The sequence below is a fragment of the Streptomyces avermitilis MA-4680 = NBRC 14893 genome (assembly GCF_000009765.2).
In the GTDB taxonomy this organism is placed as follows: domain Bacteria; phylum Actinomycetota; class Actinomycetes; order Streptomycetales; family Streptomycetaceae; genus Streptomyces; species Streptomyces avermitilis.
Genome location: NC_003155.5, coordinates 6,227,386 through 6,242,189 on the forward strand (window position 1 = coordinate 6,227,386; position 14,804 = coordinate 6,242,189).

At 71.9% G+C, this 14,804-nt stretch carries 13 protein-coding genes; 12 read left to right on the forward strand and 1 reads right to left on the reverse strand.

Going from position 1 to position 14,804, the window contains the following annotated elements:
* Window positions 1-122 precede the first annotated feature (122 nt).
* A complete protein-coding gene (locus SAVERM_RS26450; protein WP_007382399.1) occupies window positions 123-404 on the forward strand; it encodes an HU family DNA-binding protein in 282 nt (93 codons plus the stop codon).
* 180 nt (window positions 405-584) lie between these two features.
* Here the strand turns inward: SAVERM_RS26450 and murA are convergent, their stop codons facing one another.
* Complete coding sequence (murA, locus tag SAVERM_RS26455; protein ID WP_010986532.1) at window positions 585-1,931, reverse strand: UDP-N-acetylglucosamine 1-carboxyvinyltransferase; 1,347 nt, start codon at window positions 1,929-1,931, stop codon at window positions 585-587.
* A gap of 278 nt (window positions 1,932-2,209) precedes the next feature.
* Between murA and SAVERM_RS26460 the strand changes: the two genes are divergently transcribed.
* The 11 genes from SAVERM_RS26460 to SAVERM_RS26505 all read left to right on the forward strand — a co-directional run bounded on the left by SAVERM_RS26460 (window position 2,210) and on the right by SAVERM_RS26505 (window position 14,798).
* The gene (locus SAVERM_RS26460; RefSeq protein ID WP_037649897.1) at window positions 2,210-2,782 is read left to right on the forward strand and encodes a YqgE/AlgH family protein; all 573 of its coding nucleotides are present in this window, start codon (window positions 2,210-2,212) and stop codon (window positions 2,780-2,782) included.
* Window positions 2,783-2,811: 29 nt separating this feature from the next.
* Window positions 2,812-3,108: a DUF3039 domain-containing protein gene (locus tag SAVERM_RS26465; protein ID WP_010986534.1), complete on the forward strand. Its 297-nt coding sequence runs from the start codon at window positions 2,812-2,814 to the stop codon at window positions 3,106-3,108.
* A gap of 366 nt (window positions 3,109-3,474) precedes the next feature.
* On the forward strand, window positions 3,475-4,734 hold the full coding sequence (locus SAVERM_RS26470; protein WP_137951790.1) for an extracellular solute-binding protein: 1,260 nt from the start codon (window positions 3,475-3,477) through the stop codon (window positions 4,732-4,734).
* Window positions 4,735-4,738: 4 nt separating this feature from the next.
* On the forward strand, window positions 4,739-5,701 hold the full coding sequence (locus SAVERM_RS26475; protein ID WP_010986536.1) for a carbohydrate ABC transporter permease: 963 nt from the start codon (window positions 4,739-4,741) through the stop codon (window positions 5,699-5,701).
* Window positions 5,698-6,543 (forward strand): carbohydrate ABC transporter permease, encoded by an 846-nt coding sequence (locus tag SAVERM_RS26480; protein ID WP_010986537.1) that lies wholly within the window; start codon window positions 5,698-5,700, stop codon window positions 6,541-6,543. The genes SAVERM_RS26475 and SAVERM_RS26480 overlap by 4 nt, the downstream gene beginning before the upstream one ends.
* A 22-nt stretch (window positions 6,544-6,565) precedes the next feature.
* Window positions 6,566-8,278 (forward strand): beta-N-acetylhexosaminidase, encoded by a 1,713-nt coding sequence (locus SAVERM_RS26485; protein ID WP_037649960.1) that lies wholly within the window; start codon window positions 6,566-6,568, stop codon window positions 8,276-8,278.
* A gap of 236 nt (window positions 8,279-8,514) precedes the next feature.
* Window positions 8,515-9,408, forward strand: a complete 894-nt coding sequence (locus SAVERM_RS26490; protein ID WP_037649893.1) for an FAD binding domain-containing protein — start codon at window positions 8,515-8,517, stop codon at window positions 9,406-9,408.
* A complete protein-coding gene (locus SAVERM_RS26495) occupies window positions 9,405-10,967 on the forward strand; it encodes a (2Fe-2S)-binding protein (protein WP_010986540.1) in 1,563 nt (520 codons plus the stop codon). The genes SAVERM_RS26490 and SAVERM_RS26495 overlap by 4 nt, the downstream gene beginning before the upstream one ends.
* Window positions 10,964-13,270, forward strand: a complete 2,307-nt coding sequence (locus tag SAVERM_RS26500; protein WP_010986541.1) for a xanthine dehydrogenase family protein molybdopterin-binding subunit — start codon at window positions 10,964-10,966, stop codon at window positions 13,268-13,270. The genes SAVERM_RS26495 and SAVERM_RS26500 overlap by 4 nt, the downstream gene beginning before the upstream one ends.
* A complete protein-coding gene (locus SAVERM_RS42805) occupies window positions 13,267-13,413 on the forward strand; it encodes a hypothetical protein (RefSeq protein ID WP_154696735.1) in 147 nt (48 codons plus the stop codon). Before SAVERM_RS26500 ends, SAVERM_RS42805 begins: the two co-directional genes overlap by 4 nt.
* A 194-nt stretch (window positions 13,414-13,607) precedes the next feature.
* Window positions 13,608-14,798 carry an SUKH-4 family immunity protein gene (locus tag SAVERM_RS26505; RefSeq protein ID WP_010986542.1) on the forward strand — a complete coding sequence of 397 codons (1,191 nt, stop codon included), beginning with the start codon at window positions 13,608-13,610 and terminating at the stop codon, window positions 14,796-14,798.
* The last annotated feature ends 6 nt before the right edge of the window (window positions 14,799-14,804 follow it).

Sequence of the window (14,804 nt, forward strand, 5' to 3'; positions counted from 1 at the left end):
AGGATGCGTCTTCGGGCGCGAGGGTCTGACGACGGACCCGGGTCCGGGGACTCACCGAGGACCCTGGCAGCATCGGCTTCGATCTCACGCCTCAACGGCAAGAAGAACACGGGAGTAACAACATGAACCGCAGTGAGCTGGTGGCCGCGCTGGCCGACCGCGCCGAGGTGACCCGCAAGGACGCCGACGCCGTTCTGGCCGCGTTCGCCGAGACCGTCGGCGAGATCGTTGCCAAGGGCGACGAGAAGGTCACCATCCCCGGCTTCCTGACCTTCGAGCGCACCCACCGTGCCGCTCGCACCGCGCGTAACCCGCAGACCGGCGACCCGATCCAGATCCCGGCGGGCTACAGCGTCAAGGTCTCCGCGGGCTCGAAGCTCAAGGAAGCCGCCAAGGGCAAGTAAGCCCGTCCGTACGCCTGCGGGACGGCGTACGAGACCCGGCAACGCCAATGGGGCGGCCACCCTCACCGGGTGGCCGCCCCATCGTCGTACGTACGCTTCCCGCGCCTGCCGTGCCTGTCCGGGACCCCGGACCCCCAGCCGGGGCGGTGTCGCCCGCGGCCGGGGTTGGTGGGGCTGGGGTCAGGCGAGTGCCTTGCCGGGCAGTTCGACCTTCGCGCCGAGTTCCACGAGCTTCTCCATGAAGTTCTCGTAGCCGCGGTTGATCAGGTCGATGCCGTGCACCCGCGAGGTTCCCTGGGCCGCGAGGGCCGCGATCAGGTACGAGAAGCCGCCGCGGAGGTCGGGGATGACCAGGTCGGCGCCCTGGAGCTTGGTGGGGCCGGAGACGACCGCCGAGTGCAGGAAGTTGCGCTGGCCGAAGCGGCAGTCGGAGCCGCCGAGGCACTCGCGGTAGAGCTGGATGTGCGCGCCCATCTGGTTGAGCGCGGAGGTGAAGCCGAGCCGGGACTCGTACACCGTCTCGTGGATGATCGACAGGCCCGTGGCCTGGGTGAGGGCCACGACCAGGGGCTGCTGCCAGTCCGTCTGGAAGCCGGGGTGCACGTCCGTCTCCAGCGCGATCGACTTCAGCTGGCCGCCGGGGTGCCAGAAGCGGATGCCCTCGTCGTCGATCTCGAAGGCGCCGCCGACCTTGCGGTAGGTGTTCAGGAACGTCATCATCGAGCGCTGCTGGGCGCCGCGGATGTAGATGTTGCCTTCGGTCGCCAGCGCCGCGGACGCCCAGGAGGCGGCCTCCAGGCGGTCCGGGAGGGCCGCGTGGGTGTAGCCGCCGAGCGAGTCGACACCCGTGATCCGGATGGTGCGGTCGGTGTCCATCGCGATGATCGCGCCCATTTTCTGCAGAACGCAGATCAGGTCCTCGATCTCCGGCTCGACCGCCGCGTTGGCCAGCTCGGTGACGCCCTCCGCGAGGACGGCCGTCAGCAGCACCTGCTCGGTGGCGCCCACGGAGGGGTACGGCAGCTGGATCTTGGTGCCACGCAGCCGCTGCGGAGCCTCCAGGTACTGGCCGTCCGCCCGCTTCTCGATCTTCGCGCCGAACTGCCGCAGCACCTCGAAGTGGAAGTCGATCGGCCGGCCGCCGATGTCACAGCCGCCCAGGCCCGGAATGAACGCGTGCCCGAGGCGGTGCAGCAGCGGGCCGCAGAAGAGGATCGGGATACGGGACGAACCCGCGTGCGCGTCGATGTCCGCGACGTTCGCGCTCTCGACGTGCGACGGGTCCAGGACCAGTTCGCCCGGCTCCTCTCCCGGGCGGACCGTCACCCCGTGCAGCTGAAGCAGTCCGCGCACGACGCGCACGTCGCGGATGTCGGGGACGTTGCGCAGCCGGCTCGGCTCGCTGCCCAGCAGGGCGGCGACCATGGCCTTCGGCACGAGGTTCTTCGCACCGCGGACCCGGATCTCGCCCTCGAGCGGGGTTCCGCCGTGGACAAGCAGTACATCGTCTGAGCCGTTGACGGTCATGTATCTCGCGTTCCGATGAGTTGGGCAGGGGGGCGTCGGCAGGCCAGTTGGGCGGCGCCGAAGAAGCAAGCGTAATGGCCCCCCACCCCCCTTCAGTAAGCCCGAGTAGCTCCCAGCAACGTCATAGCTTTGCCACAACACGAACCGTGCCTAATCGGACACACGGGGTCACCGTTCGGGGCGTGCGCTCGGGGCGCACCGATGCGCCCTGAGCTGCATTCACTCGCGTACCCGTATTGCCTCCCCACTTGAAGGGAAGATGCGGGATCATGTCTGGCATGACCGAGGTGTCCTCGCTCACAGGGCGGCTGCTCGTGGCCACGCCCGCCCTGGCGGACCCGAACTTCGACCGCGCGGTGGTGCTCCTCCTCGACCACGACGAGGAGGGCTCGCTGGGTGTCGTCCTCAACCGGCCCACGCCGGTCGACGTCAGCGACATCCTGGAGGGCTGGGCGGACCTCGCGGGCGAACCCGGCGTCGTCTTCCAGGGCGGCCCGGTCTCCCTCGACTCGGCGCTGGGTGTCGCGGTGATCCCCGGCGGCGCCTCCGTCGACGGGGCGCCCCTCGGCTGGCGGCGTGTGCACGGCGCGATCGGCCTGGTCGACCTGGAGGCACCGCCCGAACTGCTCGCCAAGGCCCTCGGCAGCCTGCGGATCTTCGCGGGGTACGCGGGCTGGGGCCCGGGCCAGCTGGAGGACGAGCTGGTGGAAGGCGCCTGGTACGTCGTGGAGTCGGAGCCGGGCGACGTCTCCTCCCCGTCGCCCGAACGCCTGTGGCGCGAGGTGCTCCGCCGCCAGCGCAACGAGCTGGCGATGGTGGCCACGTATCCGGACGACCCGTCGCTCAACTGATGGGCCCGGGCTTCAGTACCCTTGGCGGCATGAGCACTCTTGAGCCTGAGACCCAGCCCCAGCGAGGCACTGGGACGGGGACCCTCGTAGAGCCGACACCGCAGGTGTCGCACGGCGACGGGGACCACGAGCGCTTCGCCCACTATGTCCAGAAGGACAAGATCATGGCGAGCGCCCTCGACGGCACACCCGTCGTGGCCCTCTGCGGCAAGGTGTGGGTCCCGGGCCGGGACCCGAAGAAGTACCCCGTATGCCCCATGTGCAAGGAGATCTACGAGTCCATGGGCGCCGGCGGGGACAAGGACAAGGGCGGCGACAAGAAGTAAGGCGCGCGCCCCGGCGGGGCGCAGTGACGCCTTCGCGGCCTTCGGCCTGTGCCGTGCGGACCGTGCACGACCGCGGTACTCCCCGATAGGGGGTGCCGCGGTTTTGTCGTGCCTGGGGCAGGGCGCGCGGGGGAGCGGTCGAGAGGATTGGTTGAGACCTCTCTTCGCTCATGCCTCTTGTGGGCATGTTCATGTACTCCATAGCCTCCGGTGTGTTGTGCAGAGCAAAACCGTCATTGCGCATGATGCAACGCCCCCCACCGGAGGAAGCTCGTGAAGCTCGCAGTGCCCCTGGCCCGCACCGCCCGTACGCCTCGCCCGCCCCGAACGGCCGTCTCCCTCGCGGCGCTTGCCGTCGCCGCGGTCCTGACCGTCACCGCCACCGCCTGCGCCCCGCAGAGCTCCGGCAACTCCTCCTCCGGCAAGGACGAGAAGACCGGCACCCTGCGGGTCTGGCTCTTCCAGGAGGTCGACAACAAGCCGAAGCAGCAGGTCGTCGACGAGACGGTCGCCGCTTTCCGGAAGGCCCACAAGGGCACCGAGGTCAACGTCGAGTACATCCCCGTCGAGACCCGCGCCCAGCGCGTCAAGGCCGCCTTCAACGACCCCAAGAGCGCGCCCGACGTCATCGAGTACGGCAACACGGACACCGCCGGCTACGTCAGGGACGGCGGGCTCGCGGACGTCACCCGGGACTTCACCGGCTGGAGCGAGTCCAAGGACACCGACCCGACGGCCAAGCAGTCGGTGACGGTCGACGGCAGGATCTACGGCGCCCCCTACTTCGTCGGCGTACGCGCCCTCTACTACCGCACCGACATCTTCAAGGAGCTTGGACTCGAAGTACCCAGGACGCAGGCCGAGTTGATCGCGACCGCGAAGCAGATCCGGGCGGCGAAGCCGGACCTGTACGGACTCGCCGTCGGCGGCGCGTACACGTACGGCGCGATGCCCTTCATCTGGTCCCACGGCGGTGAACTCGCGCAGGGCAAGGGCGGCTCGTACTCCTCGACCATCGACAGCGCGGCCGCCCGGAAGGGCATCAAGGCGTACACCTCCCTCTTCGGCGACGACAACTGCCCCGCCGCCAAGTGCGCGGGCATGGGCGGCAACGACACGGTGACCGCGTTCGCCTCCGGCAAGGCGGCCATGGCGATCGGCGGCGACTTCAGCCACCAGGCGATCGAGGCGGGCAAGGTCAAGGGCGCGTACGCGGTCGTGCCGCTGCCGGGGCTGAAGCCGGGTGACATCGCGCCGGCGTTCGCGGGCGGCAACAACATCGGTGTCCTGAAGAGCACGACACACCGCACACTCGCCGTCGACCTGATGAAGCGGCTCGCGTCGAAGAAGACGCAGAGCGAACTCTTCGACGCCATGGGCTTCCTGCCGACGTTCTCGGACGTGCGGGAGCAGGTCGCGGCGAAGGAACCGTTCGTCAAGCCCTTCGTCCGGACCCTCGCCGCGGGCGCGAAGTTCGTGCCGGCCTCGCCCGCCTGGGCGGGGATCGACTCGTCGCTGGTGCTGCCGACGATGTTCCAGCAGGTCATCAGCGGCAAGAAGGACGTGGCGGCCGCCTCGGAGGAAGCCGCCAAGAAGATGAACGACGCGTTCAGCTCCGCGGGTTGAGCGGATGACGACGCACAACACCGCCCTCGGTGAACGCACCGGGGGCGCGGTGGCCGACAAGGCCGTCGGGGCTCACCCCGGAAGGCGCCCCCGGGGCGCGGCCCGGACGCCCTGGATCTATCTCGCCCCCGCCCTGGTCGTCCTCGGCGGGCTGCTCGTCTACCCCGTCTACCAGCTCGGCCTGATCTCGTTCCTGGAGTACACGCAGGCCCAGGTCAGCGGCGGGGAGCCGACCACCTTCCAGGGGTTCGGGAACTACGCGACGCTCTTCGGGGACGAGCAGTTCTGGCAGGTGCTGCTGGCCACGGTGGTGTTCGCGGCGGCCTGCGTGGTCTCCACCCTGGCCGTCGGATGCGCGCTCGCCGTGCTGCTGACCCGGGTCCGCGCCCTGCCGCGCCTCGCGCTGATGCTGGCCGCGCTCGGCGCCTGGGCGACCCCGGCGATCACCGGCTCGACGGTCTGGCTGCTCCTCTTCGACCCCGACTTCGGGCCCGTCGACCGGATGCTCGGCCTCGGCGACCACTCGTGGACGTACGGCCGTTACAGCGCCTTCGCGCTCGTCCTCCTGGAAGTCGTCTGGTGCTCCTTCCCGTTCGTGATGGTCACGGTGTACGCCGGGATCCGCGCCGTACCCGCCGAGGTCCTGGAGGCCGCCGCCCTGGACGGCGCCTCGCAGTGGCGCATCTGGCGCTCGGTACTGGCGCCGATGCTCCGGCCGATCCTGGTGGTCGTCACCATCCAGTCGGTCATCTGGGACTTCAAGGTCTTCACGCAGATCTACGTGATGACGAACGGGGGCGGCATCGCGGGCCAGAACCTCGTCCTGAACGTGTACGCGTACCAGAAGGCGTTCGCGTCGTCCCAGTACAGCCTCGGCTCGGCGATCGGCGTGGTGATGCTGGTGATCCTGCTGGCCGTCACCCTCGTCCATCTGCGGCTGTTGCGCGGGCAGGGGGAGGAACTGTGACCTCGATACGAGGGCTGGTGCGCCGGCCCTGGCGGCTCGCCGCCGAGGCGTCCGCGCTGCTGATCGCGGTCGTCGTCGCGTTCCCGCTCTACTGGATGGTGCTGAGCGCCCTCAAACCGGCGGGCGAGATCGAGTCGACGCGGCCGCGGCCCTGGACGCTGTCCCCCTCGCTGGATTCCTTCCGGCGCGTCTTCGAACAGCAGGAATTCGGCCGCTACTTCCTCAACAGCCTGGTGGTGGCGTGCTCCGTGGTCGTCGTCTCCGCATTGATCGCCTTTCTCGCGGCGACCGCGGTGACCCGATTCCGCTTCCGATTCCGGACCACCCTGCTGATCATGTTCCTGGTCGCCCAGATGGTGCCCGTGGAAGCCCTGACGATCCCCCTCTTCTTCCTGATGCGGGACTTCGGTCAGCTGAACACGCTCGGCTCGCTGATCCTGCCCCACATCGCCTTCTCGCTGCCGTTCGCGATCTGGATGCTGCGGGGCTTTGTGAAGGCCGTTCCGGACGCGCTGGAGGAGGCCGCGTACATCGACGGGGCGAGCCGGGCGAGATTCCTCTGGCAGATCCTTTTCCCCTTGGTCTTCCCGGGGCTGGTGGCCACGAGTGTCTTTTCCTTCATCTCGGCCTGGAACGACTTCCTGTTCGCCAAGTCCTTCATCATCAGCGACACGTCCCAGTCGACGCTGCCGATGGCTCTCCTCGTCTTCTACAAACCGGACGAGCCCGACTGGGGCGGTGTGATGGCGGCGTCCACGGTGATGACGATTCCGGTGCTGGTCTTCTTCGTACTCGTGCAACGGCGGCTCGTGTCGGGCCTCGGCGGAGCGGTAAAGGACTGACGTGACCGACGTGACCGACGTGATGGCACTGATTCCCGCGCCCCGGCACGTGGGGGCGTGCGGCGAAGGCTTCTTCGAGTTGGGCCCGGACACCCGGCTGGCGGCGGGTGCCGGGACCGAACGGACCGCGCGATGGCTGCGCGGCACGATCGGGGCGGCCACCGGCTTCCCGCTCGCACCGGGCGACGGCGGGATCAGGCTGTCCGTCCACCCGACGGTGACCAGGGACCTCGGCGAGGAGGGCTACCGGCTCGCGGTCACGCCGGACGCGGTGCACCTGGTCGGCGGCGGCCCCGCCGGGCTCTTCTGGGGCGCCCAGACCCTGCGGCAGCTGCTCGGTCCCGGCGCCCACCGGCGGGCGCCGCTGCCCGGCGGGCAGTGGCGGCTGCCGCTGACGCACATTCAGGATTCGCCCCGGTTCCCCTGGCGCGGCGTCATGCTCGACGTCTCCCGGCACTTCATGCCCAAGGACGGCGTCCTGCGCCACCTGGATCTGATGGCCGCCCACAAACTCAACGTCTTCCACTTCCACCTCACCGACGACCAGGGCTGGCGCATCGAGATCAAGCGGTACCCGAAGCTCACGGAGGTCGGATCCTGGCGGGCGCGCACCAAATTCGGCCACCGCGCTTCACAACGGTGGGAGGAGAAGCCGCACGGCGGCTTCTACACGCAGGACGACATCCGCGAGATCGTCGCCTACGCGGCCGAGCGGCACATCACCGTCGTCCCCGAGATCGATATCCCGGGCCACTCGCAGGCCGCCATCGCCGCGTATCCGGAACTCGGCAACTCCGACGTCATCGACACGACCTCCCTGACGGTCTGGGACGACTGGGGCGTCTCCAAAAACGTACTCGCCCCCACTGACAACACCCTGCGCTTCTACGAGGGCGTGTTCGAGGAACTCCTGGAGCTGTTCCCGGCCGACGCCGCCGCGTTCTCGGCCTTCGTCCACATCGGCGGCGACGAGTGCGCCAAGGACCAGTGGAAGCAGTCGCCCGCCGTCCAGGCCCGCATCGAGGAGCTGGGGCTCACGGGCGAGGACGCGCTCCAGGCGTGGTTCGTCCGGCACTTCGGCACCTGGCTCGCCGCGCGCGGGCGCCGGCTCATCGGCTGGGACGAGATCCTGGAGGGCGGGAGCCGCGCCGCAGGGACACGTGCCGAAGCGACACGCGCCGCAGGGACACGCGCGCCCGGAGGTGAGACGGCGGACATCGGCCTCCCGGAAGGGGCCGCCGTCTCCTCGTGGCGCGGCTACCAGGGCGGCATCACGGCCGCCCGCGCGGGCCACGACGTCGTCATGTGCCCCGAACAGCAGGTCTACTTGGACCACCGCCAGGACGGCGGCGCGGACGAGCCGGTGCCCATCGGGTACGTGCGCACCCTGGAGGACGTCTACCGCTTCGAGCCCGTTCCGCCGCAGCTCACCGAGGACGAGGCGCGCCATGTGCTGGGCACCCAGGCCAATCTGTGGACCGAGGTGATGGAGGACCACGCACGCGTGGACTACCAGGCGTTCCCGCGGCTCGCGGCCTTCGCCGAGGTCGCCTGGAGCGCGCTGCCCGCCCCCGCCGAACGGGACTTCGCCGACTTCGAGCGGCGGATGACCGCCCACTACGGACGGCTCGACGCCCTGGGAGTGGCCTACCGCCCGCCCACGGGACCGCTGCCCTGGCAGCGGCGGCCGGGTGTGCTCGGACGCCCGATCGAGGGGCCGCCCCCGAACGCGTAGGGGAACGTGTGAGGGAAAACCGCACAAGAGTCACTGAAGAGTGGCAATGCGCACCGACGGGTGATGCCGTGCCAAAACGGACCATCTCCCAGGTGACGGGGGCGAATGCCTCCTAGCGGACCCCCGCGTCGACAGTCGGGGAAGATGTGCCAGAGTTGCCACGTCCGCCCTGTCAGCACGTACCGTACGCGCAACACAGGTGGGACCAGGTGGGGCAGCGGGAAGGGGCAGCCGGTTTGACCACGCACGCACCGCAGGCGGCGCAGGCCGTGACGCTGCCCGGTTCACTGGACGAGGCCGTGGCGGCCCTGGCCGCCATGCCGACCGCCGTTCCGGTGGCGGGCGGCACCGACCTCATGGCCGCCGTCAACTCCGGGCAGCTGCGGCCCGCCGCCCTCGTCGGGCTCGGCCGCATCAACGAGATCCGCGGCTGGCAGTACCAGGACGGCCACGCCCTGCTCGGCGCGGGCCTCACCCACGCACGCATGGGACGCCCCGACTTCGCGGCCCTCATCCCCGCCCTCGCGGCGGCGGCCAGGGCCGCGGGCCCGCCGCAGATCCGCAACGCGGGCACCCTGGGCGGCAACATCGCGTCGGCCGCCCCCACGGGGGACGCGCTGCCCGTGCTGGCCGCCCTCGAAGCCACGCTGATCATCGCGGGCCCGGGCGGCGCCCGCCGCGAGATCCCGGTCTCGCACCTGCTCGCCGGCATGGAGATGCTCCGCGGCGGCGAACTCATCGGCTACGTGCGCGTCCCGCTGCTGCACGCCCCGCAGGTCTTCCTGAAGGCGACCGGACGGACCGGGCCCGGGCGCGCCACCGCCTCGGTGGCGCTCGTCCTCGACCCCGCCCGGCGCGGGGTGCGCTGCGCGGTGGGGGCCATAGCGCCGATGCCGCTGCGCCCGCTGGAGGCCGAACAGTGGGTCGCCCAGCTGATCGACTGGGACAACAGCCGCACGATCGTGCCGGAGGCCCTCACGGCCTTCGGGGACTACGTCGCCGCGGCCTGCATCCCGGATCCCGTACCGGCCGAGGACGGCTCCGTGGAGCAGTTGCCGGCCGCCGTACTGCACCTGCGGCGCACCGTCGCCGCGCTGGCCCGACGAGCACTGGGGAGGGCACTGTCGTGACCGACGACCAGCACGGAGAGGGCACCCCTCAGGGGCGCACCCACGGAGCCTGGGAGCGGCTGCCGCAAGGGGACTACGACGACGGGGCGACCACCTTCGTCCAGCTTCCCGAGGGCGGCATCGACGCACTCCTGGCGTCGGACACCCCGCTGGCCGCCCCCGGCCACGGCTACGTGCCCCCGCCGATCACGGCCGCGCCCGGCGCCGACGCCGACCCGTCGGCCCCGGGAGCCTGGGGCGCGCCCGTCGAGGGCGTCCAGTGGCCCGACCCGGGGCCCGCGTCCCCGGACGTCGCCCAGGACGCCTTCATGTACAACCCCGGCGGCACCGGGCAGTGGGCCTTCGAGGAGTCGGCGCGGGGTGACGCCGCCTCCGGGCACGACGTGACCGGGCAGTGGTCGATCCCCGTGGCCGACGGTGATCTACCGGACGAATCGGGTGAGTTCAGCGCCTCGTCGCTGGTCGAGCAGTGGGGCGGCACCCCGCCCGCCACGCTCCCCGGCGGCGCGGCCGCGCCGTGGGCGACGGAGCCCGCCGGGCAGCTGTGGTCCCCGGAGTCGGAGGAAGCGGCGGGTCACCCGGGCCCGGAATTGCCCGCCGAAGCCCCTGTGGAGCCCTCCGGCGGGCCGTACACGGGTTTCGGGGCGGGAGCCGATCCCGGGGCGCCCGAGGCCGCCCAGGAGGCTCCTGAGCCCTCCGGCGCCCTCGATGCGACGGAGACCCACGAGACGGCTGGGGCGGCGGAGGCCGCGGACGCTCCCGACGCCGAGCCGGCCGCCGAGGAACCGCCCGTCGCCGGGGACCCGCAGGCCGCCGTCGAACCCCCGGCCGCGGAGCCGTCCGGTTCCGGCCCCGACCCGTCCGCGGCTTCGCAGGCGCAGGGCGCGTCCGCCGAGGAGACCGGCGCCGACGACCCCGCTTCCGCGCACCACCACGACGAACACCCCGTGGCCTCCTACGTCCTGCGTGTCAACGGCGCCGACCGGCCCGTCACCGACGCCTGGATCGGCGAGTCGCTGCTCTACGTGCTGCGCGAGCGGCTCGGTCTCGCGGGCGCCAAGGACGGCTGCTCGCAGGGCGAGTGCGGGGCCTGCAACGTCCAGGTCGACGGGCGGCTCGTGGCGTCCTGCCTGGTGCCCGCCGTCACCGCCGCGGGCAGCGAGGTGCGCACCGTCGAGGGGCTCGCCGTCGACGGGCGGCCCTCGGACGTGCAGCGGGCGCTCGCCAAGTGCGGCGCCGTGCAGTGCGGTTTCTGCGTACCCGGCATGGCGATGACCGTGCACGACCTCCTGGAGGGCAATCCCGCGCCCACCGAGCTGGAGGCCCGCCAGGCGCTGTGCGGCAACCTGTGCCGCTGCTCCGGCTACCGCGGGGTCCTGGACGCCGTGCGCGAGGTCGTCGCCGAACGTGAGGCGCACACCGAGGCCGAGTCGGCGCAGGACGCCGACGAGGCCCGTATCCCGCACCAGGCGGGCCCCGGAGCGGGCGGCGTCAACCCCTCGGCGTTCGACCCCCCGGACGCGCACCACCGGTACGGCCAGGACGGAGGCCAGGCGTGAGCAACGAAGCCGCCACCGCGACCACGGCGGCCGCCGCGGCCGCCCCCGAACCGCTGCCGCACGGCCTCGGCGTCTCCCTGCCGTCCGCCGACGCCCGCGCCAAGACGGAGGGCACCTTCCCGTACGCGGCCGACCTGTGGGCCGAGGGCCTGCTGTGGGCCGCCGTACTGCGCTCCCCGCACCCGCACGCCCGCATCCTCTCCATCGACACCACCCACGCGCGCGAGATGCCCGGTGTTCGGGCCGTCGTCACCCACGAGGACGTGCCGGGCCAGGTGCCGCACGGCCGCGGCACAGCCGACCGCCCGGTGTTCGCCTCCGAGGTCGTACGCCACCACGGAGAGCCCCTCGCGGCCGTCGCCGCCGACCACCCGGACACCGCGCGCATGGCCGCGGCCGCCGTCATCGTCGAGTACGAGGTGCTCGACCCGGTGACCGACCCGGAACAGGCCTTCGAGGCCGAACCCCTGCACCCCGACGGCAACCTGATCCGGCACATCCCGCTGCGGCACGGCGACCCGGACGCGGCCGGCGAGGTCGTGGTCGAGGGCCTGTACCGCATCGGCCGCCAGGACCCCGCCCCGATCGGCGCGGAGGCCGGTCTCGCCGTGCCCCGCCCCGACGGCGGGGTCGAGCTGTACGTGGCCTCCACCGACCCGCACGCCGACCGCGACTCGGCCGCCGCCTGCTACGGCCTCGAACCCGACCGCGTGAAGGTCGTCGTCACCGGAGTGCCCGGTGCCACCGCCGACCGCGAGGACCAGGGCTTCCAGATCCCGCTCGGGCTGCTGGCCCTGAAGACGGGCTGCCCGGTCAAACTCACCGCAACGCGCGAAGAGTCCTTCCTGGGGCACGTCCACCGGCACCCCACCCTGTTGCGCTACCGCCACCACGCGGACGCCGACGGCAGGCTGGTGAAGGTCGAGGCGCAGATCCTGCTGGACGCGGGCGCGTACGCGGACACCTCCGCGGAGGCGCTGGCGGCGGCCGTCTCCTTCGCCTGCGGCCCGTACGTCGTCCCCCACGCGTTCATCGAGGGCTGGGCGGTACGCACGAACAACCCGCCCTCCGGGCACGTACGCGGCGAGGGCGCCATGCAGGTGTGCGCCGCGTACGAGGCGCAGATGGACAAGCTCGCCAAGAAGCTCGGCATCGACCCGGCGGAACTGCGGATGCGCAACGTGATGGCCACCGGGGACGTCCTCCCGACGGGCCAGACGGTGACGTGCCCGGCCCCGGTCGCCGAACTGCTCCAGGCCGTGAGGGACTTCCCCCTGCCCGCGCTCCCCAAGGACACGCCCGAGGAGGAGTGGCTGCTCCCGGGCGGCCCCGAGGGCGCGGGCGAACCCGGCGCCGTACGCCGTGGCGTGGGCTACGGGCTCGGCATGGTGCACATGCTCGGCGCCGAGGGCGCGGACGAGGTATCCACGGCGACGGTGAAGGTGCACGACGGCGTCGCCACCGTCCTGTGCGCGGCGGTGGAGACGGGCCAGGGCTTCACGACCCTCGCCCGGCAGATCGTCCAGGAGACGCTGGGCATCGACGAGGTGCACGTGGCGCCGGTCGACACGGACCAGCCGCCGGCCGGCGCGGGCTGCCGGGGCCGCCACACCTGGGTGTCGGGCGGAGCCGTGGAACGCGCCGCGAAGATGGTGCGCACCCAGCTGCTCCAGCCCCTGGCGCACAAGTTCGGCATGTCCACGGAGCTGCTGCAGATCACGGACGGCAAGATCACGTCGTACGACGGGGTGCTGTCGACGACCGTCACGGAGGCGCTGGACGGCAAGGAGCTCTGGGCCACCGCCCAGTGCCGGCCGCATCCGACCGAGCCGCTGGACGCGGTCGGCCAGGGCGACGCCTTCGTGGGCCTCGCGTTCTGCGCGATCCGCGCGGTGGTGGACGTCGACATCGAACTGGGCTCCGTACGGGTCGTGGAACTCGCCCTCGCCCAGGACGTGGGCCGGGTGCTCAACCCCGCGCAGCTCGCCGCGCGCATCGAGGCGGGCGTCACCCAGGGCGTCGGCATCGCGTTGACGGAAAACCTGCGCACCGCGCGCGGGCTGGTGCGCCACCCCGACCTCACCGGGTACGCGCTGCCGACCTCGCTGGACGCGCCCGACATCCGCATCGTCAAGCTCGTCGAGGAACGGGACGTCGTCGCCCCCTTCGGCGCGAAGGCGGCCAGCGCGGTGCCGGTGGTGACGTCACCGGCGGCGGTCGCCGCGGCGGTACGGGCGGCGACCGGCCGGCCGGTGAACCGTCTGCCGATCCGCCCGCAGGCGGCGGTGGTGACGGCGCCATGACGCGGCCGCAGCCGCCCGGCGTGCGGGAAACGGAGCCTCCGCGCTACGAACCCGCGCCCGCCGTCGGGAAGCTGCTGCTGGTGGTGCTGCTCTTCGTGCTGGCGGCGGTGGTCGTGGTGCTGGGCGGCGTGTACCTCACGTGATGCCCTGATGCCCTGATGCCCTGATGCCCTGATGGCATCAGGCGCGCCCGGATCGGGCTGTGGCTGGACCAGAAACCGGGGCGGGGCCTGGGTTTTCGGGCGTTGTCAGTGGGGCGGCGTATCGTTCTTCGCGATGGGGGACGGCCGTGGGGGCAAGGCCTTTCCGCTCTGGGGACGAGGCACGCGGGGGAACGATGAGCACGACTGAAGCGGGTGGCGTGATCACGCTGACCGAGGCGGATCTGGACCCGTACGTCACGCACGCGCGGACGCGGCAGTGGCTCACGGGACCCGGGCTGCCGGCCGACAGCGCGCTGCTGGGATTCGACGCCCTGCGCGAGGCGACGACGCCGCCGCGGCCCGGGCTGCGCCGCGTGGCGGACCTGGTGGACGACGCGGAGAAGCTCGCCGGGGAGCTGCGGGACCAACTGGTCATAGGGGCGCTGCGGACCTTCGACCGGGACCTGGAGTCGGTCGTGCTCGACGGCGCGACGGGCGCGGTCTCGACGACGTACTTCCACGGGAGCGCGAGTCTGATGGACCGCTCCCCGCTGGCCCCCTCCCTGGAGGCGCTGGTGCGGTTCGCGGCGGCCACGGAGGAACTGGCGGGCTCCCGCGGGCAGTTCGCCGCGTACGAGGGGCGCCATGGCCCGAAGGCGGTGGCGGCGGCGTCGGAGCAGCTGTCGGCGGTCTTCACCTCGACGGCGGGCGACGACGTGGCGCCGTACTGGCGGATGGCGGCCCTGATCCGCCCCCTCGCCCGGATCGCCGGCCCCGGCGCGGGCCTCGCCCTCGACCTGCCGCCGCGCCTGCTGGACGAGGAGTTCGGTGCCTTCGGGATCGTGCGCTTCGAGGACGTCGACTTCCCGGCCGCGCTCACGCACGAGCCGACCCGGCGCTTCCTGCGCGAGGTGGGCCTGCCGGAGAACGGCTACTGGTTCGAAGTCGACACGGACGTACCGCTGCCGACGCTGGCCGAGCACTACGCGGACGAGCTCTCCGGCGCCTTCACGGACGGCGAGCTCCCCGCCGGGGCGGACCACCTGATACGCCTCGGCCACCTCCTGGAGGACACGAGCCTGGTCGTCGACGGCGCCACGGGAGCGGTCCTGTGCTGGAGCGAGCCCGACGGCATGCTGCGCCCGCTCAACACCGACATCTCCACGCTCGCGTTCACGGCGTGGCTGCTGCACCGCGAGAAGGCGCTCGACGCGGACCACGACCTGACGGGGTCCTACGAGCAGCTGGCGGCCACGATGGCCCAGACCCTGGCCCTGGTCGACCCCATGGCCTGCGACCCCACCCCGGTGACCCCGCAGGACGACGGCCTGCGCTACTGGCCGGACGCGTTCGAGGACCAGGCGGGCGGCGGGCTCTACGCCTAGGCCCGT